Annotated in this window: 22 protein-coding genes and 1 pseudogene; 18 read left to right on the forward strand and 5 right to left on the reverse strand. The window is 73.9% G+C overall.

Annotation, left to right across the window (positions count from 1 at the left end; all coding sequences use genetic code 11):
* The first annotated feature begins 166 nt into the window (after positions 1-166).
* From ACSU6L_RS27495 to ACSU6L_RS27505, 3 genes are all read left to right on the forward strand, one after another.
* Positions 167-1,222 (forward strand): NlpC/P60 family protein, encoded by a 1,056-nt coding sequence (locus ACSU6L_RS27495; protein ID WP_437065083.1) that lies wholly within the window; start codon positions 167-169, stop codon positions 1,220-1,222.
* A 234-nt stretch (positions 1,223-1,456) separates the two neighbouring features.
* Entirely contained in the window at positions 1,457-2,473 is a 1,017-nt protein-coding gene (locus ACSU6L_RS27500) for an NlpC/P60 family protein (RefSeq protein WP_437061019.1), read from the forward strand.
* Positions 2,474-2,502: 29 nt separating this feature from the next.
* On the forward strand, positions 2,503-3,693 hold the full coding sequence (locus tag ACSU6L_RS27505) for a hypothetical protein (protein WP_437061021.1): 1,191 nt from the start codon (positions 2,503-2,505) through the stop codon (positions 3,691-3,693).
* Here ACSU6L_RS27505 and ACSU6L_RS27510 read toward each other — a convergent pair.
* Positions 3,678-4,223 carry a helix-turn-helix transcriptional regulator gene (locus tag ACSU6L_RS27510; protein WP_437061023.1) on the reverse strand — a complete coding sequence of 182 codons (546 nt, stop codon included), beginning with the start codon at positions 4,221-4,223 and terminating at the stop codon, positions 3,678-3,680. The genes ACSU6L_RS27505 and ACSU6L_RS27510 overlap by 16 nt on opposite strands.
* Positions 4,224-4,327: 104 nt before the next feature.
* Here ACSU6L_RS27510 and ACSU6L_RS27515 point away from each other — a divergent pair, with 104 nt between their 5' ends.
* On the forward strand, positions 4,328-5,647 hold the full coding sequence (locus ACSU6L_RS27515; protein WP_437061025.1) for an MATE family efflux transporter: 1,320 nt from the start codon (positions 4,328-4,330) through the stop codon (positions 5,645-5,647).
* Here the strand turns inward: ACSU6L_RS27515 and ACSU6L_RS27520 are convergent.
* Positions 5,608-6,846: a glycosyltransferase 87 family protein gene (locus ACSU6L_RS27520; protein ID WP_437061027.1), complete on the reverse strand. Its 1,239-nt coding sequence runs from the start codon at positions 6,844-6,846 to the stop codon at positions 5,608-5,610. The genes ACSU6L_RS27515 and ACSU6L_RS27520 overlap by 40 nt on opposite strands.
* A 65-nt stretch (positions 6,847-6,911) precedes the next feature.
* Here ACSU6L_RS27520 and ACSU6L_RS27525 point away from each other — a divergent pair, with 65 nt between their 5' ends.
* Entirely contained in the window at positions 6,912-8,054 is a 1,143-nt protein-coding gene (locus tag ACSU6L_RS27525) for a glycosyltransferase family 4 protein (RefSeq protein WP_437061029.1), read from the forward strand.
* A 354-nt stretch (positions 8,055-8,408) separates the two neighbouring features.
* Positions 8,409-8,567 (forward strand): annotated as a pseudogene (locus ACSU6L_RS27530) (GMC oxidoreductase); the annotation flags it as partial.
* Between the two features lie 15 nt (positions 8,568-8,582).
* Here ACSU6L_RS27530 and ACSU6L_RS27535 read toward each other — a convergent pair.
* Positions 8,583-10,379: an AMP-dependent synthetase/ligase gene (locus tag ACSU6L_RS27535; RefSeq protein WP_437061031.1), complete on the reverse strand. Its 1,797-nt coding sequence runs from the start codon at positions 10,377-10,379 to the stop codon at positions 8,583-8,585.
* Positions 10,380-10,695: 316 nt separating this feature from the next.
* Here ACSU6L_RS27535 and ACSU6L_RS27540 point away from each other — a divergent pair, with 316 nt between their 5' ends.
* The 6 genes from ACSU6L_RS27540 (at position 10,696) to ACSU6L_RS27565 (ending at position 15,831) form a co-directional block, all read left to right on the forward strand.
* On the forward strand, positions 10,696-11,502 hold the full coding sequence (locus tag ACSU6L_RS27540; RefSeq protein ID WP_437061033.1) for a metallophosphoesterase family protein: 807 nt from the start codon (positions 10,696-10,698) through the stop codon (positions 11,500-11,502).
* Between the two features lie 151 nt (positions 11,503-11,653).
* Positions 11,654-12,097, forward strand: a complete 444-nt coding sequence (locus ACSU6L_RS27545) for an SRPBCC family protein (RefSeq protein WP_437061035.1) — start codon at positions 11,654-11,656, stop codon at positions 12,095-12,097.
* A 98-nt stretch (positions 12,098-12,195) separates the two neighbouring features.
* Positions 12,196-13,371 (forward strand): ArsA family ATPase, encoded by a 1,176-nt coding sequence (locus tag ACSU6L_RS27550; protein WP_437061037.1) that lies wholly within the window; start codon positions 12,196-12,198, stop codon positions 13,369-13,371.
* 57 nt (positions 13,372-13,428) lie between these two features.
* Positions 13,429-13,956, forward strand: coding sequence for a DUF5304 domain-containing protein (locus ACSU6L_RS27555; RefSeq protein ID WP_437061039.1), 528 nt, complete (start codon positions 13,429-13,431; stop codon positions 13,954-13,956).
* Between the two features lie 54 nt (positions 13,957-14,010).
* Entirely contained in the window at positions 14,011-14,964 is a 954-nt protein-coding gene (locus ACSU6L_RS27560) for an ROK family glucokinase (RefSeq protein ID WP_073942894.1), read from the forward strand.
* 108 nt (positions 14,965-15,072) lie between these two features.
* A complete protein-coding gene (locus tag ACSU6L_RS27565) occupies positions 15,073-15,831 on the forward strand; it encodes an endonuclease/exonuclease/phosphatase family protein (protein ID WP_437061042.1) in 759 nt (252 codons plus the stop codon).
* 11 nt (positions 15,832-15,842) lie between these two features.
* Here ACSU6L_RS27565 and ACSU6L_RS27570 read toward each other — a convergent pair whose 3' ends face one another.
* Together ACSU6L_RS27570 and ACSU6L_RS27575 are read right to left on the reverse strand one after the other, a co-directional pair.
* The gene (locus ACSU6L_RS27570; RefSeq protein ID WP_437061044.1) at positions 15,843-16,499 is read right to left on the reverse strand and encodes a hypothetical protein; all 657 of its coding nucleotides are present in this window, start codon (positions 16,497-16,499) and stop codon (positions 15,843-15,845) included.
* Positions 16,492-17,277, reverse strand: a complete 786-nt coding sequence (locus ACSU6L_RS27575) for an alpha/beta hydrolase (RefSeq protein WP_437061046.1) — start codon at positions 17,275-17,277, stop codon at positions 16,492-16,494. The genes ACSU6L_RS27570 and ACSU6L_RS27575 overlap by 8 nt, the downstream gene beginning before the upstream one ends.
* Before the next feature lie 177 nt (positions 17,278-17,454).
* On the opposite strand from ACSU6L_RS27575, the gene ACSU6L_RS27580 reads away from it, so the two are divergent.
* The 6 genes from ACSU6L_RS27580 (at position 17,455) to ACSU6L_RS27605 (ending at position 25,604) form a co-directional block, all read left to right on the forward strand.
* Positions 17,455-18,228 carry a lysophospholipid acyltransferase family protein gene (locus tag ACSU6L_RS27580; RefSeq protein ID WP_073942890.1) on the forward strand — a complete coding sequence of 258 codons (774 nt, stop codon included), beginning with the start codon at positions 17,455-17,457 and terminating at the stop codon, positions 18,226-18,228.
* Positions 18,229-18,379: 151 nt separating this feature from the next.
* A complete protein-coding gene (macS, locus tag ACSU6L_RS27585) occupies positions 18,380-19,606 on the forward strand; it encodes a MacS family sensor histidine kinase (RefSeq protein ID WP_437061048.1) in 1,227 nt (408 codons plus the stop codon).
* Positions 19,603-20,289 (forward strand): response regulator, encoded by a 687-nt coding sequence (locus tag ACSU6L_RS27590; RefSeq protein ID WP_073942888.1) that lies wholly within the window; start codon positions 19,603-19,605, stop codon positions 20,287-20,289. The genes macS and ACSU6L_RS27590 overlap by 4 nt, the downstream gene beginning before the upstream one ends.
* Before the next feature lie 155 nt (positions 20,290-20,444).
* Complete coding sequence (locus ACSU6L_RS27595; protein ID WP_437061050.1) at positions 20,445-21,473, forward strand: 6-phosphofructokinase; 1,029 nt, start codon at positions 20,445-20,447, stop codon at positions 21,471-21,473.
* Positions 21,474-21,516: 43 nt separating this feature from the next.
* Positions 21,517-25,233 (forward strand): CHAT domain-containing protein, encoded by a 3,717-nt coding sequence (locus ACSU6L_RS27600; protein ID WP_437061052.1) that lies wholly within the window; start codon positions 21,517-21,519, stop codon positions 25,231-25,233.
* 29 nt (positions 25,234-25,262) lie between these two features.
* On the forward strand, positions 25,263-25,604 hold the full coding sequence (locus ACSU6L_RS27605; RefSeq protein ID WP_073942885.1) for a hypothetical protein: 342 nt from the start codon (positions 25,263-25,265) through the stop codon (positions 25,602-25,604).
* Positions 25,605-25,608: the final 4 nt, after the last annotated feature.

The raw sequence follows: 25,608 nt of genomic DNA on the forward strand, positions 1-25,608 counted from the left end.
CGCAACGTAGCGTCAACCGTCAACAGCGCCCCGTGAGTTGTGGGCAAAGAATGCCGTGTGTGACGAGAATTTTCTTGTGAGGATTTGAACTGATCACAAGAACATCACTAGGGTCTGGGCTCGTACCTCCGAGCGGGTGATCACTCAGAAGAAGGAGTTCACCTCCGTGGCGTCCCACCGTCGACCCAAGCAGCCCAGTCGCGCCCGTGTGACCGTGCTGACCACCGCAGCCGCCGCTGCCGTCGCCCTCGGCTCCCAGGCCGCCAACGCGGCACCGAGCGAGAAGCCGAGCAAGGACGAGGTCAAGTCCAAGGTCGACAAGCTCTACGAGCAGGCCGAGCAGGCCACCGAGAAGTACAACGGCGCCAAGGAGAAGCAGGAGAAGCTCCAGAAGGAGATCTCCACCATCCAGGACAACGTCGCCCGTGGCCAGGAAGAGGTCAACGAGCTGCGCGACGGCCTGGGTTCGATGGCCAGTGCCCAGTACCGCTCCGGCGGCCTCGACCCGTCCCTCCAGCTCTTCCTCTCCGCCGACCCGGACGACTACCTCGACAAGGCGTCCACGCTCGACCAGTTGAGCAGTCAGCAGGTCGAGGCGCTGAAGAAGATCCAGGACAAGCAGCGCGACCTCGCCCAGCAGCGCGCCGAGGCCTCCGACAAGCTGAAGGACCTCTCCTCCACCCGCACGGAGCTGGGCGAGAAGAAGAAGGAAGTCCAGGCCAAGCTCGCCGAGGCGCAGAAGCTCCTGAACACCCTCACCGCGCAGGAGAAGGCGGCACTGGCGGCGGAGGAGGAGCGGGCGAGCCGGGACAGCAGCCGTCAGGCCCTCACCCCCGCGGCCGCGGCCTCGGCTTCGGCCTCGGCCTCGGGCCGGGCGGGCGCCGCCTACTCCGCCGCCCAGACCAAGCTCGGCAGCCCCTACGTCTACGGCGCCACCGGCCCGTCCTCCTTCGACTGCTCGGGGCTGACCTCCTGGGCCTACGCCCAGGCCGGCGTCGCGATCCCGCGGACCTCCGAGCAGCAGGCGAACTACGGCACCCGCATCTACTCGCAGAGCGACCTCCAGGTCGGCGACCTCGTCTTCTTCTTCAACGACCTGCACCACGTCGGCCTCTACGCGGGCAACGGGCAGATCATCCACGCCCCGCGCACCGGCACGGTCGTCCGCTACGAGTCGTTCGACACCATCGGTGGCCCGTTCATGTTCGGTGTCCGCGTCTGACCCGTCTCCGAGACCGGGACACCACACCGCCCGAACGGGCGAATCACCGGGACGGTTTCTGACCTCGCGCCCCGCCGATGACCTGCGTCAGCGGCGGGGCGTCATCGTTTGCGCCCGCCGAGGTCTTTGGTCGCCGCCCCGTCACAGGGTTACTGTCTGCCGCGTTTCCCCCTACGCCGTGTCACCGGCGTGCGGGGGTTTTCCTGTCCGCCAGTGGAAGGAGCGCGGCTTCTCGTGGGGTCCCATCGCCGTCAGGCACCGTCGTCCGGTCTCGACCGCGGCACGACCGTCGCGGTCTCCCTCCTGTCGGCCGCGGCGGCCGCGCTCGGCGCGATCCCGGCCGTGGCCGCGCCGCACGACGACACCCGTGCCGAGGTCGACCGCCTCTACGCGGAGGCCGAGAAGGCCACCGAGGCCTACAACAAGGCCGACGAGCGCGCCGACACACTGCGCCGCCAGGTGAACCGCGCCCAGGACCGGATCGCCCGGCAGCAGGAACGCGTCAACACCATGCGGGAGGCGCTGGGCTCGCTGGCCGGCGCCCAGTACCGCTCCGGCGGCCTCGACCCGTCGCTCGCCCTGCTGTTCTCCGAGGACCCGGACGACTACCTCGACAAGGCGGCCGTCCTGGACCGGATCTCCGTCCACCAGGCCGCCCGGCTGAAGGACCTCCAGACGGCCCTGCGGGTACTCACCCAGGACCGCGCGGAGGCCACCGAGACCCTCGGCGAGCTGGAGAAGACCCGCAAGGCCGTCGCCTCCCACAAGCGTGCCGTGGAGCGCAAGCTCGCCAAGGCCCGGCGGCTGCTCGACTCGCTGCCGGACGAGGAACGCGCCGCGTACGACCGGGCCTCCCGCTCCGGCCGCGACGGCATGCCCGACCTCGGGGACGCCGCCCCCGCCTCGGGCCGCGCCGCCGCCGCGGTCGCCGCCGCCCGCTCGGCGCTCGGCAAGCCGTACGTGTGGGGCGCCGCGGGCCCCGGCGGCTTCGACTGCTCCGGCCTGATGCAGTGGTCGTACGCGCAGGCCGGGGTCTCCCTGCCGCGCACCTCGCAGGCGCAGCGGGCGGCCGGGAGGCACGTCCCGCTCTCCCAGGCCCGGCCCGGTGACCTCGTCACCTACCGCTCCGACGCCAGCCACGTCGGCATGTACGTGGGCAACGGCCAGGTCATCCACGCGCCCTACCCGGGCGCGCCGGTGCGCTACGACCCGGTCGGGATGATGCCGGTCTCGGCGGTCACCCGGGTCTGAACCGGCCGGGGCCGCTTACCCTCGGGAAGGTGGCTGATCGAAGGCGGGCGTCAGGGCCCTGGGTGATGGCGCTGTGTCTGCTGCTCGTCGCCCTGACCGGATGCGGGGGGCGGCCCGCCACGGACGCCGCGCGGGTCGAGGTGCAGCGGTTGCTCGACCGGCGGGCCGCCGCCGTCCTGGACCACGACCCGGCGGCCCACCGCGCGACAGGCGCGACCGTCGGCTTCGACCGGCTGCGCGCGGTGCCGCTGGCGGCCTGGTCGTACCGGCTGAAGTCCCTGGACCGCAGCGGCGACACCGCCACCGCCGACGTCGACCTGCGCTACCGCGTGGCCGGATACGACGCCGCCCCCGTCACCGCCGGCCGCACCCTCACCCTCGCCCACGGCGCCGACGGGCGGTGGACGGTGGCCTCCGACCGGCCCGCGCCCGAGGCCGCCCAGCAGTTGTGGGACCAGGGCACGGTGACCGCCGTGCGCGGCGACGACAGCCTGGTCCTCGGCGTCGGACGGTCCCGCGAGGAGCTGCGGGCCTTCGCCGGCCTCGCGGACCGCGCGGTGCCCGCCGTCTCCGGGACGTGGCGCACCGCGTGGAGCGGACGGCTCGTGGTGCTCGTGCCGAAGTCGCTGGACGGCATGGCGGCCCTGCTCGGCTCGCCCGCCTCCTCCTACCGGGGCATCGCCGCGGTCACCACCGGCGAGACCGGTACGGGCAGCGCGCCCGCCGACCGGATCATCGTCAACCCGGACGCGTACGGCGTCCTCGGGCCGGTCGGCCGGCAGGTCGTGCTCACCCACGAGGCCACCCACGTCGCCACCCGCGCCCACACCAACGCCGCCACCCCGCTGTGGCTGTCCGAGGGCTACGCCGACTGGGTCGGCTACCGGGGCACCGGGCGCTCCCCGGCGCAGGCCGCGCCCGAGCTGGCGCGCGCGGTGTCCGAGGGGCGGGTGCCCGCCGCTCTGCCCGCCGACGAGGACTTCGGCTTCACCGGGGACGCGGCGGCGCTGGCGCAGGCGTACGAGGGCGGCTGGCTGGCCTGCCGGCTGATCGCGGACCGCTGGGGCGAGGCGCGGCTCGGCGCGTTCTACCGGGCCGTCGGGGAGCACGGGAAGCGGGACGGGGCGGTCGCGGCGGCGACGGCCGAGGTGCTGGGGACCACGCCGGAGGACTTCACGGCGCTGTGGCGGGAGTATCTGCGGGATCAGCTCGGCGACTGAGCCGGTGCGTCCTCCAGCAGCGCGATGGCCTCCCTCAGCCAGGCCCGCTCCGCCTCGCCGGTCGCCCGGGCCACGCGCAGCATGCCCAGGCGGAACAGATCGCCAGCCTCCTCGGCCCGCACCGGCTCGCCCGCGCGGTAGAAGAAGCTCGCCGGGGTCTCAAGGAAGTCCAGGCGCCTGCGGAGCACCGCCGCCTGCTCGGCGGGGTCCGGCAGATGGCGCAGGAACGCCAGCAGGGTGTTGAAGCGGACCTGGTCGGTGATCTCCGTCTGCTTGGGCTGCCGCAGGCGTGCGTGCAGGTCGGCGCGGCCCTCGTCGGTGAGCGAGAGGACGCGGCGGGGGGCGGCGCTCGTGCCGGGCTCGGTGTGCTGCGCCAGCTTGCCGGCGGCGACGAGGCGGGTGATCGCCGGGTACAGGGCGCCGTCGCTGACGGGGCGGACGTGGCCGCTGAGGGCCTTGATGCGCTCCTTCAGCTCGTAGCCGTGCAGCGGTTCCTCGGCGAGGAAGCCGAGGATCGACAGCTCCAGCATGCGCCCGGTTCCTCCTTTCCTCCTTGCGGCGGTGGTGACGACGATGGTACCTCTTGTCGAGCTACCTCGAATCGAGGTAGCTCGCTTCGAGGGGGTCGTCAGTCGTGGACACGCATCGCGGACAGCTCGTCTCGCTCGCCCGGCCCGTCTACGTCGAACTCCTCGCCTCCGTGGCCGCCGGGATCATCAACACCGTCTGGGTGGCCCGGCTCGGCGGCCCGGCGGTGGCGGCCGTCGCCGTCGCGACCAACACCGAGAACGTGCTGCTCGGCGTGGCGCTGGTCTTCGGCTCGGGGACGACCGTGCTGGTCGCGCGCGCCCGAGGGGCCCGCGACCCGGGCGCGGTCCGGGCCGCCGTGCGGGGCGGCTGGGCGGTGTGGGCGCTGATCGCACCGGTGGTCGCGGGAGGCGGCTTCCTGCTGCGGGAACCCCTGGCGGGAGCGGTGCTCGGCGACGAGAGCGCCGCTCTCGCACTCGCCGTCGGCTACTTCGCGATCTCCCTGCCGGGCATGGCCGTCTTCTTCGCCCAGAACCTCGTCGACGGCATCCTCAAGGGCACCGGCGACACCAGGACCCCGATGCGGCTGGCGCTCCTCGCAGGCGGCCTGATCCTCGTCTGCGACCCCTGGCTGATCCACCGGTACGGGGTCCAGGGCGCCGCCCTCTCGACCGTCCTCTGCCGCTGCGCGGCCCTCGCGGCGGGGCTGGCGGTGCTGCGCCGCTCCGCACTGCTGCGAGCGGCCCGCTCGGCCCGCCCCGCCGAAGGCGTCCGGCCCGCTCTGCGCCGCACCCTGCGCACCGGGCTGCCGATGGCCGCCGACTTCACCGTCCGCCAGGGCGGCGCGCTGGTCCTGGTCGCCGTCGTCGCACGGATCGGGGGGACCGCCGTCGCCGCGTACGCCATCGCCTACAAGTCCCTCCACGTCGCCACCATGGCCTTCTACTCCGTCCGGCAGGCGGCCGCCATCCACACCGCCCACCTGCTCGGCGCGGGCCGCGACGAGCGGCGGGCGATCGGCCGGGCGGCCGTGCTGCTCTCCGGGACGGCCGGCGCGCTCGCCGCCGTACTTTTCGCCCTGGCCGCGCCCTGGATCATGGCCGCCTTCGGCGCCGAGCCCGAGGTCGCCGCGGCCGGCGCGCTGTTCCTGCGCTGCGTCGGGCCGTATCTGCTGCTCATGGCCTGCTTCATCGCGCTGGGCGGGGTCTTCGAGGGCGGCGGGGGAGCGCCACTCCTGCTGCGGGTGACCGTGCTCGGCACGGCGGTGCAGCTGCCGCTGGCGTACGGCCTGTCCGGGTTCGGGCTGCCGGGTGTGTGCCTGGCGCTGGCGCTCGCGATGGCGGTGCAGTGCGCGGCGGTTGCGGTGCTGCGCCGCGCCCGGCGGCGTCAGGAGGAGACCGTCGGCTCCTTGGCGCGGGCGGCCTGAGAGGGCAGCCGGGTGCGGCGGGCGGTGCGGGGCACCGTCGCCCGCCACAGCTCGCGGGCCGCGACGACGGTGGCGGCGACCAGCAGGCCGTTGCGGACCGCGAGGAGCGTGACGCCGAGGCCGTCACTGGCGACGACGTGCGCGAACCAGACGGGGAACTCCAGGACCGTCGCGAGGCACGCCGCCAGCACCAGGCCGGCCGGCAGCCGCATCCGGCTCGCCCGGAAGCCCAGGCAGACCGCGGCCAGCCCGACCAGCCACACCAGGTACTGCGGGCTGATCACCCGGCTGGTGGTGGTGAACATCAGCACCGCCACGAACGCCGCGTCCGCGAGCGTGCCCGCCTCGAACCGCACCGCCAGCAGCCGCCACAGCAGCAGCCAGCCGAACGCCGCGCCGGTCAGCGCGAGCGCGGCCGTGCTGACCACCTCGACGTACGGGCCGAGGAACTCCACCGAGCCGTAGTTCAGCAGCACCTCGCCGTCCCAGCCGAAGTGCCGGGCCACGTGGAAGACCAGCGCGCCCAGCGACTCCACCTCGGTGCCCCGGTCCCGCTGGAAGGTCAGGAAGGCGAAGGCGCCGGGCAGGGCGAGGGCGAACAGCGCCGCGAGACCGCCCGCCGTGCACGCCGCCGCCACCCAGGTGCCCCGTCTGCGGGCGGCGACCAGCAGCAGCACCGGCCACACCTTCAGCAGCGCCCCGAACGCGGCCAGCGCGCCCATCAGCCGGGGCCGCCGGGCGCCCGCGAGCAGCGCGGCGACCGCGACGGCGGTGACCATCACGTCGTAGCGGGCGTAGACCGTCGGCCCGAGCAGCGCCACGCCGGCGACCCAAACCCAGGCGCCGCGCAGGGTCCGCTCCGGCCGCCGGGCGGCGCGGCACAGCAGGGCGAGGACGACCAGGTCGGCGAGGAAGGCCAGGACGAAGAAGGCGTGCGCGTAGTCGAGGAAGGGCAGCAGCGCGGGGGAGAGGACGGCGAGTGCGGCGGCCGGCGGGTACTGCCAGGTGACGTCGCCCAGCGGAAACGTTCCGGTGCGCAGCACCCCGTACCAGCCCTGGTAGATCACCGAGATGTCGCTGGTGACGTCCGGGCCGGGGAACACGTACACCTTGAAGACGAACAGCAGCAGGAACAGGCGTGTCAGGCACCACGCCCCCAGCAGTGACGCCAGGTGCCCTCGGCTGTCCGTCCTGTTCACCTTCGAGCCCCTGTTCCGTACGGCCGTGCCGGCCTGTGAGTCTACGTTGGGTAGGGTCTGCGACGATGCGCAAGACCCTCATCGTGACGAACGACTTCCCGCCGCGCCCCGGCGGCATCCAGGCGTTCCTGCACAACATGGCACTCCGCCTCGACCCCGCTCGGCTGGTCGTCTACGCCTCCACCTGGAAGCGTGGCCGCGAGGGCCGGGAGGCGACGGCCGCGTTCGACGCCGAGCAGCCCTTCACCGTCGTACGGGACAGCACGACCATGCTGCTGCCGACACCCGCCGCCACCCGGCGGGCCGTCGGGCTGCTGCGGGAGCACGGCTGTACGGCGGTGTGGTTCGGGGCGGCCGCGCCGCTCGGGCTGATGGCGCCCGCGCTGCGCCGGGCCGGTGCCGAGCGTCTGGTGGCCACCACCCACGGGCACGAGGCCGGCTGGGCCCAGCTGCCCGCCGCCCGTCAGCTGCTGCGGCGGATCGGCGACAGCACGGACACCCTGACCTACCTGGGCGAGTACACGCGCTCCCGGATAGCCGGCGCGCTCACCCCCGAGGCGGCCGCACGCATGGTGCAGCTGCCGCCCGGCGTCGACGAGAAGACCTTCCACCCGGAGTCGGGCGGCGCGGAGGTGCGGGCCCGGCTGGGCCTCACCGACCGGCCGGTCGTGGTCTGCGTCTCGCGGCTCGTGCCGCGCAAGGGCCAGGACACCCTCATCCAGGCCATGCCGCGCATCCTCGCCGCGGAGCCGGAGGCGGTGCTGCTGATCGTCGGCGGCGGCCCCTACGAGAAGGACCTGCGGCGGCTCGCCCGCGAGACCGGGGTCGCCGGCTCCGTGCGCTTCACGGGTGCCGTGCCCTGGGCGGAGCTGCCCGCGCACTACGGCGCCGGGGACGTCTTCGCCATGCCGTGCCGCACCCGGCGCGGCGGGCTCGACGTCGAGGGCCTGGGCATCGTCTACCTGGAGGCCTCCGCGACCGGGCTGCCCGTCGTCGCCGGGGACTCCGGCGGCGCGCCCGACGCGGTGCTCGACGGCGAGACCGGCTGGGTGGTGCGCGGCGGCGACCCCGAGGAGGCCGCCGACCGGATCGTCACCCTCCTCGGCGACGCGGAACTGCGCCGCCGGATGGGGGAGCGGGGCCGCCGGTGGGTCGAGGAGAAGTGGCGCTGGGACCTGCTCGCGGAGGACTTGAGAACGCTGCTGTAGGGGAACCCCGGACAACCCGCGGCCCCCGACGCGGATGAAGCGGCAGCCCTCCAGGCGGAACCGGGAATTCGCCGCATGCTGCGCAGCATGATCCCCATACCTGATGCGGGGTCAGCTGACGCGGCGTCAATCCTCGGCATGGCGGCCCTCCGGACGGCCGCCGCCCTCGCCTTCACCCGCGTCGGTCTCCGGTCCGCCCACGCGGCCGAGCCCGACGCGGTCGAGTCCGCCCCCGCCGTCGTGGTCGGTTCCGGCTACGGCGGCGCGGTCGCCGCCCTCCGGCCCGGCCAGGCCGGGATCCGCACCCTCGTGCTCGAGATGGGCCGGCTGTGGACCGGCGCCGGCACCGACTGGGCGACGGACGACTACGGCCGGGTGAAGGGCTGCCGGCGGCTCTACGTCACCGACGGCTCGCTCGTGCCCGGCTCGATCGGGGTGAACCCGTTCGTCACCATCACCGCGCTCGCCGAACGCACGATGGCGCGGGTCCTCGTGGAGGACACCGCGCCATAGGGCCGTACCGCGTGACTACTTCGCGTAGATCGCCTCGATCTCGTGCGCGAAGTCCTTCGCCACCACGTTCCGCTTCAGCTTCAGCGACGGCGTCAGGTGGCCCGAGTCCTCGGTGAACTGGGAGGACAGAATGCGGAACTTCCGCACCGATTCCGCCTTCGACACCGCGGCGTTGCCGTCGTCGACCGCCGACTGGATCGCGGCCAGCAGGTCGGCGTCCTCGGACAGCGACGCCGCGGTGGCACCGGCCGGCTTGCCGTGCTCGGCCGCCCAACGGCCCAGGAACTCCTCGTCGATGGTGACCAGCGCGCCCACGAACGGCCGCCCGTCGCCCACCACCATGCACTCCGCGACCAGCGCGTGCGCCCGGATCCGGTCCTCGATCACGGCCGGGGCGACGTTCTTGCCGCCCGCGGTGACGATGATCTCCTTCTTCCGGCCGGTGATCCGCAGATAGCCGTCCTCGTCGAGGGTGCCGATGTCGCCGGTGTGGAACCAGCCGTCCTCCAGCGCCTCCTCGGTGGCGCCCGGGTTGTTCCAGTACTCCTTGAACAGGTGCTCGCCGTGCAGCAGCACCTCACCGTCGTCCGCTATCCGCACCACCGAACCCGGCAGCGGCTGGCCGACCGTGCCGATCTTCTGCCGGTCCCACGGGTTGAACGCGGTGGCCGCGCAGGACTCGGTCAGGCCGTAGCCCTCCAGCACCGTGAACCCGATGCCGCGGAAGAAGTGGCCGAGCCGCTCGCCCAGCGGGGCGCCGCCGGAGATGGCGTACTCGCCGCGGCCGCCGAGCACCGCGCGCAGCTTGCTGTAGACCAGCTTGTCGAAGAGGAAGTGCTTCAGCTTCAGCCCGAGCGACGGGCCGGACGGGGTGTCCAGCGCCTTGCTGTACGCGATCGCCGTGTCCGCGGCCTTGTCGAAGATCTTGCCCTTGCCGTCCGCCTGGGCCTTGGCGCGCGCCGAGTTGTAGACCTTCTCGAAGACCCGCGGCACACCCAGGATCAGCGTCGGGCGGAACGCCGCCAGCTCGTCGGTGAGGTTCTTGATGTCCGGGACACAGCCCAGCTTGATCGGCGCCACCATCGGCGCGATCTGCACCATGCGGCCGAAGACGTGCGCGAGCGGCAGGAAGAGCAGGACCGAGCACTCGCCGGTGCGGAACAGGGGCCGCAGGCGCTCGACGACGTTGCCGCACTCGGCGAAGAAGCTGCGGTGGGTGAGCACACAGCCCTTGGGGCGGCCGGTCGTGCCGGAGGTGTAGACGATGGTCGCCGGGTCGTCGGCCTTCGCCAGCGAGCTGCGCTCCTCGACCGTCTCGTCGCTGACGCCCTGCCCGAGCCGCCCCAGCTCCTCGACGCCGCCGGCCTCGATCTGCCAGACGTTCTTCAGCGCGGGCAGCGAGGCGCGCACCGACTCCACGGCGGCGGCGTGGCCGTCGGTCTCCACGACGCAGGCGGTGGCGCCCGAGTCGCCGAGGATCCACTGCACCTGCTCCGGCGAGCTGGTCTCGTACACCGGCACGGTGACCGCGCCGGCGCTCCAGATCGCGAAGTCGAGCAGCGTCCACTCGTAGCGGGTGCGGGACATCAGGCCGACCCGGTCGCCGGGCTGAACGCCCGAGGCGATCAGGCCTTTGGCGGCCGCGTGGACCTCGGCGAGGAAGGCCGTCGCGGTGACGTCCTGCCAGGCACCGTCCACCTTGCGGGCGATGACGGCGACCTCGGGGTGCTGCGCGGCGTTTCTGCGGACGATGTCGGTCAGGTTGCCGTCCGAGGGGACCTCGTACAAAGCCGGAAGGCTGAACTCGCGCAAGACTGCTGCTCCTCACAGGGCGCCGGCGCCACGACGTTGTGTGATGCGACGGTGCGGTCCAAGGCTCGGGCAAGTGCGTCAGGACGTCCGCCAGGGGTGGGGACCCCAGTGGTTGAAATCCTGAGCACGACTGGACTGCCCGGACGTTACCCGCCGGTATGGCGTCTACGACAGGGGGTCCCGGCGAGATGTTCGCTGCGTCACACGGATTGCTGCTACTTCGCGCACAGTAGTCCACGCCTCTCCCGACTGGCGAGTAAGCGCAGGTCCGACCGCTACTGTTCACGTTTGCCGCACACGCCTACGCTTGATCGACATGGCACCCACACCGGTCGGAAACGGCAGAACGCGCACCCACCGTGTCCATGTCGTCAGCGACGTGCACGGCAACTCGACGGACCTGGCCAGGGCCGGCGACGGCGCCGACGCCCTGATCTGCCTGGGCGACCTGGTGCTGTTCCTGGACTACGCCGACCACTCGCGCGGCATCTTCCCCGACCTGTTCGGCGTCGAGAACGCCCACCGCCTGGTCGCCCTGCGCACCGCCCGCCGCTTCGACGAGGCCCGCGAACTGGGCGCCCGGCTGTGGGCGGGTGTCGACGGGGACCGGGCCACGGTGATCGAACGGGCGGTGCGGGCACAGTACGCCGAGATGTTCGCCGCGTTCCCGACCCCTACGTACGCCACCTACGGCAACGTCGACATGCCCCGCCTGTGGCAGGAGTACGCCGGCCCCGGCACGACGGTGCTGGACGGCGAGCGGGTCGAGATCGGCGGCTGGACCTTCGGCTTCGTCGGCGGCGGTCTGCGCACCCCCATGCGGACACCGTTCGAGATCAGCGACGAGGAGTACGCCGCGAAGATCGAGGCGGTCGGCGAGGTGGACGTGCTGTGCACCCACATCCCGCCGGAGGTGCCGGAACTCGTCTACGACACGGTCGCCCGCCGCTTCGAGCGGGGCAGCAAGGCGCTCCTGGAGGCGATACGGCGCACCAGACCCCGCTACTCCCTCTTCGGGCACGTCCACCAGCCGCTGGTCCGGCGGATGCGGATCGGGTCGACCGAGTGCGTGAACGTCGGGCATTTCGCGGGCGCCGGGCGGCCGTGGGCGCTGGAGTGGTGAACGGCGGCACGCCGGTGGCCGGGGGCCGCGCGCTCCACGCAGGCGGCGTGGATACGGGTGACATCGGCCCGGTCGCCGCGCGATAGCCTTCACACGGCACACACGTGCGCACACTTCCTCAGTACGGCCCGCATCTGGAGGAGCCACGGCGATGGCGGAACACACCAGCTCGAGCACCACGATCGAGGCGGCACCGGCCGACGTCATGGCGGTCATCGCCGACTTCGCCCGCTACCCGGACTGGACCGGTGAGGTGAAGGAGGCGGAGGTCCTCAAGACCGACGAGCGGGGCCGCGCCGAGCAGGTCCGCCTGGTCATGGACGCGGGCGCGATCAAGGACGACCAGACCCTCGCCTACACCTGGACCGGCGACCACGAGGTCTCCTGGACCCTGGTCAAGTCCCAGATGCTGCGCTCCCTCGACGGCTCCTACCTCCTCGAGCCCGGCCCCGCCGGCAGCACCGAGGTCACCTACCAGCTCACCGTCGACGTCAAGATCCCCATGCTCGGCATGATCAAGCGCAAGGCGGAGAAGGTCATCATCGACCGCGCGCTGGCGGGCCTGAAGAAGAGGGTGGAGTCGGGGGCGAGGTAAGCGGCTGCAAGGACGCCGGCGAGGGCGGGCGCGGCGGCACCCCGTCGCGCCGGGCCGCGCACCCCCCCCGGCGATCACCCCGAGTACCGTTCACCCCCATGCGCACCCTCCTGCTCACCGGCCAGAGCGGCACCGGCCGTACCACCCTCGCCGCCGCCACCGCGCTCGCCGCCGCCCGCGAGGGCACCCGCACCCTCCTCCTCGGCACCGACCGCACCGACACCCTCGGCGCCGCCCTCGGCACCCCCACGGGACCCGCCCCGGTGCGCATCACCCCCCACCTCACCGTCTGGCGCCCCGACGCGACCGCCGCCTTCCGGGACGACCTCGCCGCCCTCCAGGACCGCGCCTCCGCCGCCCTCGACCTGCTCGGCGCCGCCCGCCTGGACCCCGAGGAGGTCACCCCGCTGCCCGGCGCGGAGGAACTCGCCGTGCTCCGCGCCCTGCGCGACGCCGCCCTCTCCGAGGCCCACGACCTGGTCGTCGTCGACCTCCCGCCCGCGCCGCAGGCCCTCGCCCTGCTCGCCCTCCCCGAGGAACTGCGCCGCTACCTGCGCCGCCTCCTCCCGCCCGAACGCCAGGCGGCCCGCGCCCTGCGCCCCGTCCTCGGCCGGCTGGCCGGAGTGCCGATGCCCGCGGAGTGGCTGTACGAGACCGCCGCCCGCTGGGACGTCGAACTCGCCGCCCTCACCGCCGTCCTCGCCGACCGCACCACCCAGGTCCGCCTGGTCGCCGACCCCACCCCGGCCGGCGCCGACGCCGTACGCACCGCGACCCTCGGTCTCGCCCTGCACGGCCACCGCCCGGAGGCGCTGCTCGCCAACCGGGTGTTCCCGGAACCCGAAGGCGACGCCGAGGGCTGGCTGGCCGGGCCGCTCGCCCAGCAGCGCAAGGTCCTCGCGGAGTGGCAGGAGTCGTACGACGTCCGTCCCGTGCCGCACCTCGGCCGCGACCCGCGCGGCACCGACGACCTCGCCGCGCTCCCCGTGCCGGCCGCCGCCCCCGGCTCCGCCCGCGTCGCCTGGCCGGTCACCGACCGGCTCGCCGAGGACGGTGTGCTCGTCTGGCACATCCCGCTGCCCGGCGCGGTCCGCGACGACCTCGACCTGATCCGGCGCGGCGACGAACTCGTCGTCACCGCCGGGCAGTTCCGCCGTATCGTTCCGCTTCCGTCCGCGCTGCGCCGCTGCACCGTCGACGGGGCGGGCCTCAGCGACGGCGAGCTGCGCGTCCGGTTCGCCCCCGATCCCCGCTTGTGGCCCGCGACCAGATGAAGCCGCCGCACCCGTTCGGGTAACGTCGTAGGGACGAAACGCAGTCAGGAGTCCGCCATGAGCGAAGAGCGCCCCACCCACGACGCCGCTCGGGAGCAGGCGGCCGAGGACACCCGTCCGCCGGGTGACGCCGACGCGTGGGCGACCGCCTGCGCCGAGGACCTGGAAGCGGAGAAGGCCCGCCACCGGGCCCGCCAGGGACCGCCACCCGGTTCCGCGGCCGAGGAGCTGCGCAAGTTCGTCGACGCGGCCTTCGACAAGCTGGCCGGGCTCCAGTCGCCGCTGCTCGGAGCGGTCGCGGGACCCGCCGCGCAGCAGGTGGTGCAGCAGGTCGTCCAGCAGGCCAAGGCGGCCGTCGAACCGGTCATCGAACGCAACCCGGACGTCTTCGACCACCTCGCCGCGGCCGGCCAGGAACTCCTCGCCGCCTACCGCTCCGCCGTGCAGAACCAGGAACACCGCTGGACCAGCGGGACCACGGGGACTGCCGGGACGGCGGGGACAGAAGAGCTCGACGAGACGTCCGACCCCCGCCGCGACCCCGGTGAGGGCACCGGTCCAGGGCAACGCATCGACCTGGACTGAACCGCCCTCGGGTACGGTTGGCCATAGCGGGGCTCGACCGAAACTGAGGGATTCATGGGACTCACCATCGGCGTCGACATCGGCGGCACGAAGATCGCGGCCGGCGTGGTCGACGAGGAAGGCAACATCCTCTCGACCCACAAGGTGCCGACCCCGGGCACGCCCGAGGGCATCGTGGACGCCATCGCCTCCGCGGTGGAAGGCGCGCGCGCCGGTCACGACATCGTCGGCGTGGGCATCGGCGCCGCCGGCTACGTCAACCGCCAGCGCTCCGAGGTCTACTTCGCGCCGAACATCGACTGGCGCAACGAGCCGCTGAAGGCGAAGGTTGAGGCCCGCGTGGGCCTCCCGGTCGTGGTGGAGAACGACGCCAACGCGGCCGCCTGGGGCGAGTACAAGTTCGGCGCGGGCAAGGGCCACCGCAACGTCATCTGCATCACGCTCGGCACCGGCCTCGGCGGCGGCATCATCATCGGCAACAAGCTGCGCCGCGGCCACTTCGGCGTGGCCGCCGAGTTCGGCCACATCCGGATGGTGCCGGACGGCCTGCTGTGCGGCTGCGGCTCGCAGGGCTGCTGGGAGCAGTACGCCTCCGGCCGCGCCCTCGTCCGGTACGCCAAGCAGCGCGCCAACGCCACCCCGGAGCGCGCCGAGGTGCTGCTCGGGCTGGGTGACGGCACCCCCGACGGCATCGAGGGCAAGCACATCTCCATGGCCGCCCGGCAGGGCGACCCGGTCGCCGTGGACTCCTACCGTGAGCTGGCCCGCTGGGCCGGCGCGGGCCTCGCCGACCTCGCGTCGCTGTTCGACCCGTCCGCGTTCATCGTCGGCGGCGGCCTGTCGGACGAGGGCGAGCTGGTGCTCGACCCGATCCGCAAGTCGTACAAGCGCTGGCTGGTGGGCGGCAACTGGCGTCCGGTCGCCGATGTGATCGCGGCCCAGCTGGGCAACAAGGCCGGTCTCGTCGGCGCGGCCGACCTGGCCCGGGAGCCCGACCCGATCATGTGAGTGGTTTCGCCGCAGGGGTTCTGCGCGATTTCGGCCGCGGGTGAATCGTGGCCTGTCGCGCAGTTCCCCGCGCCCCTGGGTGGGGGTCCTGGGCGTAACTTCATCCGTATGGCGAATCCGACTCCGCTGCTGCCCAACTCCCGTACGGAACCCGACGGTTCCGTCGTGCTGCGGGTCCTCAGCTACAACGTCCGGTCCCTGCGGGACGACACCGCCGCTCTCGCCCGGGTGATCTCCGCCTGCGCCCCGGATCTGGTCTTCGTCCAGGAAGCGCCCCGCTTCTTCCGCTGGCGCAAGAAACTCGCCCGGCTCGCCGGCGCCGCCGACCTGGTGATCCTCTCCGGCGGCGCCACGGCCGCCGGACCGGCCCTGCTGTGCTCCCTGCGGGCCACCGTCGAGCGCACCGAGGACGTGCTGCTGCCGCTCACCCCCGGCCTGCACCGGCGCGGCCTCGCCACCGCCGTCGTGCGGTTCGGGGGCGCACGGCTGGGGGTGGTGAGCTGCCATCTCAGCCTGCAGAAGGACGAGCGGTACGAGCAGGGCGGCATGGTCCTCGACCGGCTCGCCGCGCTGGGCGTGGAGCACGCGGTCGTGGGCGGTGACATCAACGAGCGCCCGGACGGCCGTACCTTCCGGCGGCTCGCCGCCGATCTCCAGGACTGCTGGGCCGCCGCCCCCTGGGGCGCCGAGTACACCTCCACGCCCGTCGAACCCCACCAGCGCATCGACGCGATCTTCGCGACGAAGGGTGTCGAGGTACTGGGGTGCGGCGTCCCGACCGGGCACCCCGGGATCACGGAGACAGACCTGAGGGCGGCCACGGACCACCTTCCGGTCCTGGCCGCCCTCAGAGTGCCGGCGAACTGAGAGCTCGACCGTCAGACGACCGCTCCGCGCCCCGGATCGTCGTCGTCCTCGTCGTCCGTCCGCATCCGCATCACCAGCGTGGTGAAGCCGCCCACGAAGCCGCCGATGCCGAGGGTGGTGAGCCACCACGTCATGTCCCAGCCGAACAGGACGGCCAGCAGGAGCAGCACCGGGCCGCCGATCACCGCCAGCCAGGCGAACTTCGCGGTCGTGTCGGCGGCGGGCAGCGGGGGCGGCTCGGGCGGCACGAAGTGGCCCTCGTCGTCCTCGTCGAAGTCGTCCTCCGCCGGCTCGGGCACCGAGTAGTCGCGGGGACCGCCGCCGACGCCGGGGGCGAAGGAGACGGAGCTGCCCAGCGGCTTCGCCGCCCCCTTGCGCGGTGCCTCGCCGTCGTCGTCGTTGGTCTCCGGCTCCAGCAGGGCCAGGTCCTCCACCGACTTGAACGGCTTGGCGCCCGGCGGGTCCGGCGGCTCCTCGCCGTACCCGGCGACGATCGCGGCCCACGCGGCGTCCTCGTCGAACGGCACCGACTGCTCCTCGGGCTCGCGGCCGGGGCGGCCCGTGCCGCCGACCCCGGCGAGCCCGCCCACGCCTCTCTCCCGGGCCTCGCGGGCCTCCCGTTCCTCCCGGCTCTCGCGGTCCTCCCGCTCCGAGTCGAACTCAGCCACCTGCGGCCGTCCCTTCCTTGCCGGCGCCGACACTGGGTGCGAGCCGGCCGACGAACGCCAGGCTTTCCTGGAAGATCCGGTCCGCGTCGTGGTCCAACGTCGCGACGTGGTAGCTCTGTTCCAGCAGCAGCTCGGTGACGTCCGTGGACGACACCCGGCTGAGGATGCGGGCCGAGTCCGCGGGCGGCACCACGTGGTCCTGCGGGCTGTGGAGCAGCAGCAGCGGCTGGGTGACCTGGGGCAGCTCGGCGTCGACCACCCGGAAGAAGATCCGCAGGGAGTGCGCCGCGTGCAGCGGCACCCGGTCGTACCCCACCTCCACGCTGCCCGGCTTGGCGATGTCGCTGGCGATGCCCCGGGTGGTGCGGACCAGGTGCCGGGCCACCGGCAGGGCGTAGGCGGACAGGCCGTGCACCTTGTTCGCCGGGTTGACGACCACCACGCCGCTGATCGCGTCGCCGTGCCTGGCGGCGAGCCGCAGCGCGAGCGCGCCGCCCATCGACAGCCCGGCCACGAACACCTGTGCGCAGCGCTCGCGCAGGGCGCGCAGCTCGCGGTCCACCTCGGCGTACCAGTCCTGCCAGCTCGTGAGCTGCATGTCCTCCCAGCGGGTGCCGTGCCCGGGGAGCAGCGGCAGCGAGACCGTCAGGCCGCGCTCGGCCAGGTACTCCGCCCAGGGGCGCAGCGACTGCGGGGAACCGGTGAAGCCGTGGCAGAGCAGGACGCCGACGTCTCCGCCCTCGTGGCGGTACGGCTCGGCTCCAGGGAGGACCGGCACCTTCGGTCTCCTGTTCATCTCGGGGGTTTCATCCCAAGGGGCGTGAAACGAGTCCAGGTGATGCTTCACCGTACGCGACCGCACTGACACCGACCAGGGCCGTCGGTCGCTTTGCCCGGCCTCCGGGTTAAGGTCTGATCTACAGACACAGGAGGCACTCGGTTGTTTTACGGCGCGATGAAGGTCACCGTCGGGGGTTCGCTGAAGCTCGTCTTCAGGCCCTGGGTGGAGGGCCTGGAGAACGTTCCCGCCGAGGGCCCCGCGATCCTCGCGAGCAATCACCTGTCCTTCTCGGACTCCTTCTTCCTGCCTGCGGTGCTCGACCGCAAGGTCACCTTCATCGCGAAGGCGGAGTACTTCACCACCCCGGGCGTCAAGGGCCGGCTGACCGCCGCGTTCTTCAAGGGCGTGGGCCAGCTGCCGGTGGACCGCTCCGGCGCGCGCGGCGCGGGCGAGGCCGCCGTGAAGAGCGGCATCGAGGTGATCGAGCGGGGTGAGCTGTTCGGGATCTACCCCGAGGGCACCCGTTCGCCGGACGGCCGCCTCTACCGGGGCAAGCCCGGCGGCCTCGCGCGCGTGGCGCTGGCCACCGGCGCGCCCGTCATCCCGGTCGCCATGATCGACACCGAGAAGATCCAGCCGCCCGGCAAGGTCGTCCCCAAGGTGATGCGCCCCGGCATCCGCATCGGCAAGCCCCTGGACTTCAGCCGCTACCAGGGCATGGAGCACGACCGGTTCGTGCTCCGCGCGGTGACCGACGAGGTCATGTACGAGATCATGAAGCTCTCCGGCCAGGAGTACGTCGACATGTACGCGACCGCCGCCAAGCGGCAGATCGCGGACGCGGCCAAGGCCGAGAAGGAAGCGGCGAAGGCGGCCAAGGCCGCGCTCGCGCAGGCCGAGAAGGAACAGGCCGAGAAGGAGAAGACGCACCGGGAGCAGGCGGACTAGGGGGTGTCTCGTCGATCATGCCGGATCAGCCCGGCATGATCGGCGAGACACCCCCTAGGCACGCGGCGCAGTACCGGATCACCGGATTGCCGGAGCGGACCGGGAACGGTCCGGGCCCTGGACGCGTCGGTCCAGGGCGGGGGTGGGGGACATGGCCAGGCGCGAGAAAGTCATGAGGATGTCGGTCGAGCAGCCGCTGTGGCGTGCGCTCGCCGCCTACCGGGTGCTGACCATGATGTACGCGATCGGCCTCTTCGTCACCGCGTACGACGAGTTCGCCCGCCCCTGGATCGCCGTCGCCTTCTACGCCCTCCTCGCCGTATGGACCCTGGCGACCCTGCCCAAGGTCGCGAGCGAGGCCGGCTGCACCAGGCGCTTCCTCGCCGTCGACCTCACCATCGCCGTCGGGGGCATCCTGCTCACCCTCGTCGCCGACGACCACGACCGCATCCTCGGGGGCGGCCCGACCCTGCCGTCCATATGGACCGCCGGTTCCGTGCTGGCCTTCGCCCTCAAGGGCGGCTGGCGCTGGGCGGCCCTCGCCTCCACCGCGGTCGCGGTCGCCAACCTGGTCGAACGCGGCACCCCGGCCCGCGACACCGTCCACAACGTCATCCTGGTCTGGGTCGCCTCCATCGCCATCGGCTACGTCGTCGAGGTCGCCCGCGCCTCCGAGCGCACCCTCGCCCGCGCCCTGGAGATCGAGGCCGCCACCCGGGAGCGGGAGCGGCTCGCCCGGGACATCCACGACAGCGTGCTCCAGGTGCTGGCCATGGTGAAGCGCCGCGGCGCCGCCCTCGGCGGCGAGGCGGCCGAGCTGGGCCGGCTGGCCGGCGAGCAGGAGGTGGCGCTGCGCACCCTGGTCTCCGGCGGGATGGTGCCGGTCTCCCGGGTCTCCGAGGACGCCGCCCAGGGCGCGGTCGTACGGGTCGTGGAGGAGCCGGACGGCGGCGACGGTCCCGTCGACCTGCGGGGGCTGCTCATGCCGTACGCCGGGGCCCGGGTCAGCGTCGCCGAGCCCGGCGCGCCCGTCACCCTGCCGGCGGACGCCGCCCGGGAACTGGCCGCGGCCGTCGGCGCCGCCCTGGACAATGTCGAGCGGCACGCGGGCGCGCAGGCGCGCGCGTGGATCCTCATCGAGGACGAGCCCGACGAGGTGATCGTGTCCGTACGGGACGACGGACCCGGCATCCCCGAGGGGCGCCTCGCGCAGGCCGAGGGCGAGGGGCGGATGGGGGTGGCCCTGTCCATCCGGGGGCGGCTGCGCGACCTGGGCGGCAGCGCCGAGCTGTTCTCCACGCCCGGACAGGGCACCGAGGTGGAACTGAAGGTCCCGAAGAGCGAGAAGAGCGAACGGACGGCACGGGGGAAGCGATGAGCGAGCAGACCACGACGACGACCACGATCAAGGTCATGGTGGTCGACGACCACCCCATGTGGCGCGACGCCGTCGCCCGCGACCTCACCGAGCACGGCTTCGACGTGGTCGCCACCGCGGGCGACGGCGAACAGGCGGTGCGCCGCGCCAAGGCCGCCGCGCCCGACGTGCTGGTCCTCGACCTCAACCTGCCCCTCAAGCCCGGCGTCCAGGTCTGCAAGGAGGTCGTCGCCGCCGACCCCGCGCTGCGCGTCCTGGTGCTGTCCGCGAGCGGTGAGCACGCCGACGTCCTGGAGGCGGTGAAGTCCGGCGCGACCGGCTACCTGCTGAAGTCGGCGTCCACCGAGGAACTGCTGGACGCGGTGCGCCGTACGGCCGTCGGCGACCCCGTCTTCACCCCGGGCCTCGCGGGCCTGGTCCTCGGCGAGTACCGGCGGCTGGCCTCCGAGCCCGCGCCCGCCGCCGACACCGACCAGCCGGGGGCGCCCCGGCTCACCGACCGGGAGACCGAGGTGCTGCGCCTGGTCGCCAAGGGCCTGAGCTACAAGCAGATCGCCGAACGCCTGGTCATCTCGCACCGCACGGTGCAGAACCACGTCCAGAACACCCTCGGCAAGCTCCAGCTGCACAACCGGGTGGAGCTGGTGCGGTACGCGATAGAGCGCGGCCTCGACGAGGAGTAGCGCCGCCCGGCCGGGGTTCGGCCGACCGGCTGACTCCGCACCGGAACCGCCCCTCCGGACCCTGCCGAAGTGACCTGGGTCACCCCTAGCCTGCTCGTACGGCACACCGTCACACGCACGGCACGGCTCACGGCAACCCGGCGAAGGGACTTTCCATGCGGGTCGGAGTACTGACCGGAGGCGGCGACTGCCCCGGGCTCAACGCCGTCATCCGGGGCATCGTCCGCAAGGGCGCGCAGGAGTACGGCTACGACTTCACCGGCTTCCGGGACGGCTGGCGCGGCCCCCTGGAGGGGGACGTCACGCGCCTGGACATCCCGGCCGTGCGCGGCATCCTCCCGCGCGGCGGCACGATCCTCGGCTCCTCGCGCACCAACCCCCTCAACGACGACAACGGCGTCCGCAGGATCCGCGAGAACCTGGCCAAGCACGACGTCGACGCGCTGATCGTGATCGGCGGCGAGGACACCCTCGGCGTCGCCGCCCGGCTGTCCGACACGTACGGGCTGCCCTGCGTCGGCGTGCCCAAGACGATAGACAACGACCTGTCGGCCACCGACTACACCTTCGGCTTCGACACCGCCGTCGGCATCGCCACCGAGGCCATCGACCGGCTGCACACCACCGCCGAGTCCCATATGCGGGTCCTGGTGGTGGAGGTGATGGGCCGCCACACCGGCTGGATCGCCCTGCACTCCGGTCTGGCCGGCGGCGCCAACGTCATCCTCATCCCCGAGCAGCGCTTCGACGTCGACCAGGTGTGCGCCTGGGTGACCTCCCGGTTCAAGGCGTCGTACGCGCCGATCGTCGTCGTCGCCGAGGGCGCGATGCCGAAGGACGGCGACATGGTCCTCAAGGACCGGTCGCTGGACTCCTTCGGGCACGTCCGGCTGTCCGGCGTCGGGGAGTGGCTGGCCAAGGAGATCGAGCGGCGCACCGGCAAGGAGGCCCGCACCACGGTCCTCGGACACGTCCAGCGCGGCGGCACCCCCAGCGCCTTCGACCGCTGGCTCGCCACCCGCTTCGGCCTGCACGCCATCGACTGCGTCCGCGACGGCGACTTCGGCACGATGGTCGCCCTGCGCGGCACGGACATCGTCCGCGTGCCCCTCGCCGAGGCGACCGCGCAACTCAAAAGGGTGAACCCGGAACTCTACGACGAGGTCGGGGTGTTCTTCGGTTGACGGAGCGTCACGGGAGCTGAGCGAGCCGAGGGGCGGGGGAGTCATGGGGGGACGGTGGCGGACGCTGGGCCTGCGCGCCCTGCTGGAAGGGCACCGCGAGACGCTGCGCGGCGTCTGGCCCGCGTTACGCGACGGCGAGCCGCCGCCGCCCCCGCCGCCCGCCGAGGCCCGCTCGCTGGCGGCGCTGTCCACGGCGGCGGCCAGGGCGGCCGCCGACGGCGGGGAGGACGCGCCGGAACACGCGGTCGTCCTCCTCACCACCGCCGTGCTGTACCGGGCCCACCCCGTCGCCGTTCCCCCGGCCCTGCGCGCCCTCGTCGACCCGGCGGCGGAGGTCGACGCCGCCGCGGCCCTCGCCGTCGGGGGCCTCGCCGCCGGACTCGCGGCCCGGGCCCGAGCCGAGCAGACCCCGGACTGGCTGCGCCCCTGGTGCCTGGACGCCGCCCTGATCTGCGCCGTCCGCGCCCTGAACGGCCCCGCCCCCCATCCCGCCGCCCACGGCGACGTCCACCACCTCGTGGCACACCTCGCGGCGCAGCGCTTCGCGCGGGACGCCGACCCCGCCGACCAGGACGCCGCGATCCGCCACGCCCGCGCCGCCCACCAGGCCGCCACACCGGCGACCGCGCCCGAACGCGCCGCCCACCTCGCCACCCTCCTGTCCGCCCGCGCCGGACGGCTGGGGGACCCCTCCCTCGCCGAGGACGCCCCCGACCTGGCCCGCGCCGCGCTCGCCGCGCTGGACCCGACGAGCCGCGAGTGGCTGGTCCAGGCCGCGGGGACCGTGGGCATCCTGCTCGACGCCACCGCCCACGAGCACAGGGACGTCACCGTCGTCGACGAGGCCCTGGCGCTGATGCGCGACATGCGCGGCAACCCCCACCACCACCTCTTCCAAGGCAACGACCGGCCGATCTACGCCGGTGTGCTCGCCCAGCGTTTCGCCCGCCGCCGCGACCCGGAGATCCTCGACCAGGCCGTCGAGGCCTACACCGAGCTGTACCGGGAGGAACCCGCCCGGTACGCCGCCGACCTCGGCCGCCACCACCAGTACCGCTACCAGCTGCGCGGCGACCCGGCGGACCGGCGACGCGCCCTGGAGCTGATGGCCGAGGGACTGACCGGCGACCGCCCCGACCCCGAGGCCGTGACGTCCTACACGGCCGCCGCGCTGCACGAGTACCGCGCGCACGGCGACCCGGAGGTCGTCGCGCGCGCCCTCGCCACCGTGGGCCGGCTGACCGCGCCGGGCGCCGCCCACGCCGACGACAGCAGCGTCCTCACCAGCCTCGTGGCCCTGCTGCTCGCCCGGCGCGAGCTGTCCGCGACGAGCGATCTCGGGCCCGCCGAGGCCGCCGCCCGCCGCGCCGTCGACCTGGCCGGCACCGCCGCCCGCCGCGTCGACGCCCTCGGCCGGCTGTCGGAGGTCCTGATCGCCCGGTACCGGGACACCTCCGACCTCGCCCTGCTCGACGAGGCCGTCGACTGCTGCCGTGCGGGATTCGCCCTCCTGCCGCCGGACGCCGACGTACCCGCTCAGCTGCCCGCCAGCCTCGTCATGGCGCTGAGCGAGCGGTACACCCGCGTCCGGCACCTCTCCTCGCTCCGCGAGGCCGTCACCGCGGCCGAGCGACTGGCCCGGTCGACACCCGAGTTCGGCGCGGAGTACCCCGTCGTCCTCGGCACCCTGGTCGGCCTGCTCGTCGAGTACGCCCGCGAGTCCGAGGGCGCCGCCGGACTCGACCACGCCCAGGAACTGGTGGAGCGCGCCCTGGCCACCACCTCCCCCGGCCACCACTGGCGAGCCCAGCTCCTGAACGCCCTCGGCGGCGTCCTGCTCGCCCGCGCCCGCCGGCCCGGCGCCCCACCCGAGGCCGCCGACACCGCCGTACGCCACTTCGAGACCGCCCTGCGGGACACCGCGCACATCGGCCTGCCGCAGGGCGCCGGCGCCCTGCACGCCAACCACGCCCACGCCCTGTGGGAGCGCCACCGGCACCGCGGCGACCGGGCCGACCTCGACCGGGCCGTGACGGCCGCGCGGACCGCCGTGCGCCTGATACCGCCCGGGGACCAGCGGCGCGCCGGCGCCCTGGCCGCGCTGTCCCGGGCGCTCACCGAGATCGCCCGCGTCGACGGCAGCCACGACGCCGTGCGCGACGATGCGCTCGCCGTGAACGCCGAACTCGCCGCCGACCCGGCCCAGTCCGCCCTGGTGCGCACCTCCGCCGCGCTGGAGCTGGCCGCCGTGGCCCGCGCCACCGGCGACACCGAGCGGTCCCTCGCCGCGGCCCGCAGCGCCGTCGAGACCCTGCCGCTGCTCGCCTGGCGCGGCGTCGACCGGACCGACCAGGAGGAGATGCTCGCCCGCGTCGCCCGCGCCGGCGCGTTCGCCGGACTGACCGCCCTGGCCGCCGGCCGGCCCGCCGACGCCCTCGAACTGCTGGAGGCCGGCCGCGGCGTGCTCGCCGCCCAGGCGCTGGAACTGCGCACCGAGACCGACGAACTGGCCGCCGCCGAACCCGCGCTGGCCGCCCGGCTCGAAGCGGTGCGACACGGCCTCGACCGCGCCACCGGCGACGGCCTGACCGGGGAGGACGCGGACCGCCGCCACCGGCTCGCCCGCGAATGGCAGGAGACCCTGGAGGCCATCCGCGCCTGCCCCGGCTTCGCGGACTTCCTGCGCCCGCCCCGCGCGGACCGGCTGCTCGCCGCGGGCGCGCACGGGCCGGTCGTCGTGATCACCGGCGGCCCCGACCCCGGCGGATACGCCCTGCTGCTGGACGGCCCGGACCCGGCGGACCTGAAAGTCCGCCCGCTGCCGGAGTACTCCGACACCGAGGCCCGGGAACGCGCCGGCACACTCCTCACGGCCACCGCCGCGGCCGCCCGCTCCGGCCTCGCCCGCGCCTTCGCCGAACAGGCCGTCGCCGACGTGCTGGACTGGCTGTGGCGCACGGTCGCCGCCCCCGTCCTCGACGCCCTCGGCATCACCGGCCCGCCGCCGCCCGGCGAACCACCGCCCCGGCTGTGGTGGTGCCCGGCCGGGGCCCTGTCCTTCCTGCCGCTGCACGCGGCCGGCGAGGTCCCGGACCGGGTGGTGTCCTCCTACACCCCGAGCGTGGCCGCCCTGCTGCGCGCCCGCACCCGGCGCGCCCCCGCGGCGAAGCCCCGCCCGCTGATCGTCGCCGTCCCCGAACTCGACGGCCTCGCCCCGCTCCCGGGCGCCCTGCGCGAGGCCGCCCTCGCCCACACCGCCGTCGGCGGCACCCTGCTCCGGGGAGCCGACGCCCACGCCGACGCGATACGGTCCGCGCTCACCACCCACTCCTGGGCCCACTTCGCCTGCCACGGCGTACAGGACCCCGAACACCCCTCCCAGGGCCGCCTGTTGCTCCCCGGCGGCGAGCTGTCCGTGCTGGACGTCTCCCGACTCGACCTGCCCGGCGCGGAGTTCGCCTACCTCTCGGCCTGCGAGACCGCCCTCGGCGGCACCCGCCTCCCCGACGAGGCCCTGCACCTGGCCGCATCCCTCCAACTCGCCGGTTTCTCACAGGTCATCGGCACCCTGTGGCGCGTGGACGACGACTCGTCGGCGGAGCTGGCCCGGGAGGTGTACGGGGCGCTGGCACCGGCGAACCGGGTGCCCGGGGACGCCCCGCCCGCCGCCCTCGCCCTGCACCACGCGGTGCGGCGACTGCGCGCCCGCCACCCGGACCGGCCGCTCAGCTGGGCCGCGCATGTGCATTCCGGGGCGTGAGGCCTATGACCCGTCCTACGATCGACCCCGTGGAACCAGCCGACGACGACCTGCGCGCCGAGTTCTGCCGGGAGTTGGCCACCCTGCGACTGCTCAGCGGCCCCCGGCGCGCGGCCCTGGAACAGGCGGTGCGGCGACTGCGCGAGGGCGCCGACTTCGACGAGGTGCTGCGCTCCCTCGACGTCACCGTCACCGGCCCGCTGCTCGCCCGCCACGCCCCCACACCGGTCGGCGCTCCCGGCCCGCCCGTCGAGGGCCTGTACCTGTGCCCGGTCGGCAGCTGCGGACGCGTCGAGCAGCGCCGGGCCGGACAGGGACCACCGGAGTGCCTGGTGCACGAGCGGGTGCTCGACTTCGTCGCGGACGGCTGACCGC

The sequence above is a fragment of the Streptomyces sp. enrichment culture genome, assembly GCF_964272855.1.
GTDB lineage: Bacteria > Actinomycetota > Actinomycetes > Streptomycetales > Streptomycetaceae > Streptomyces.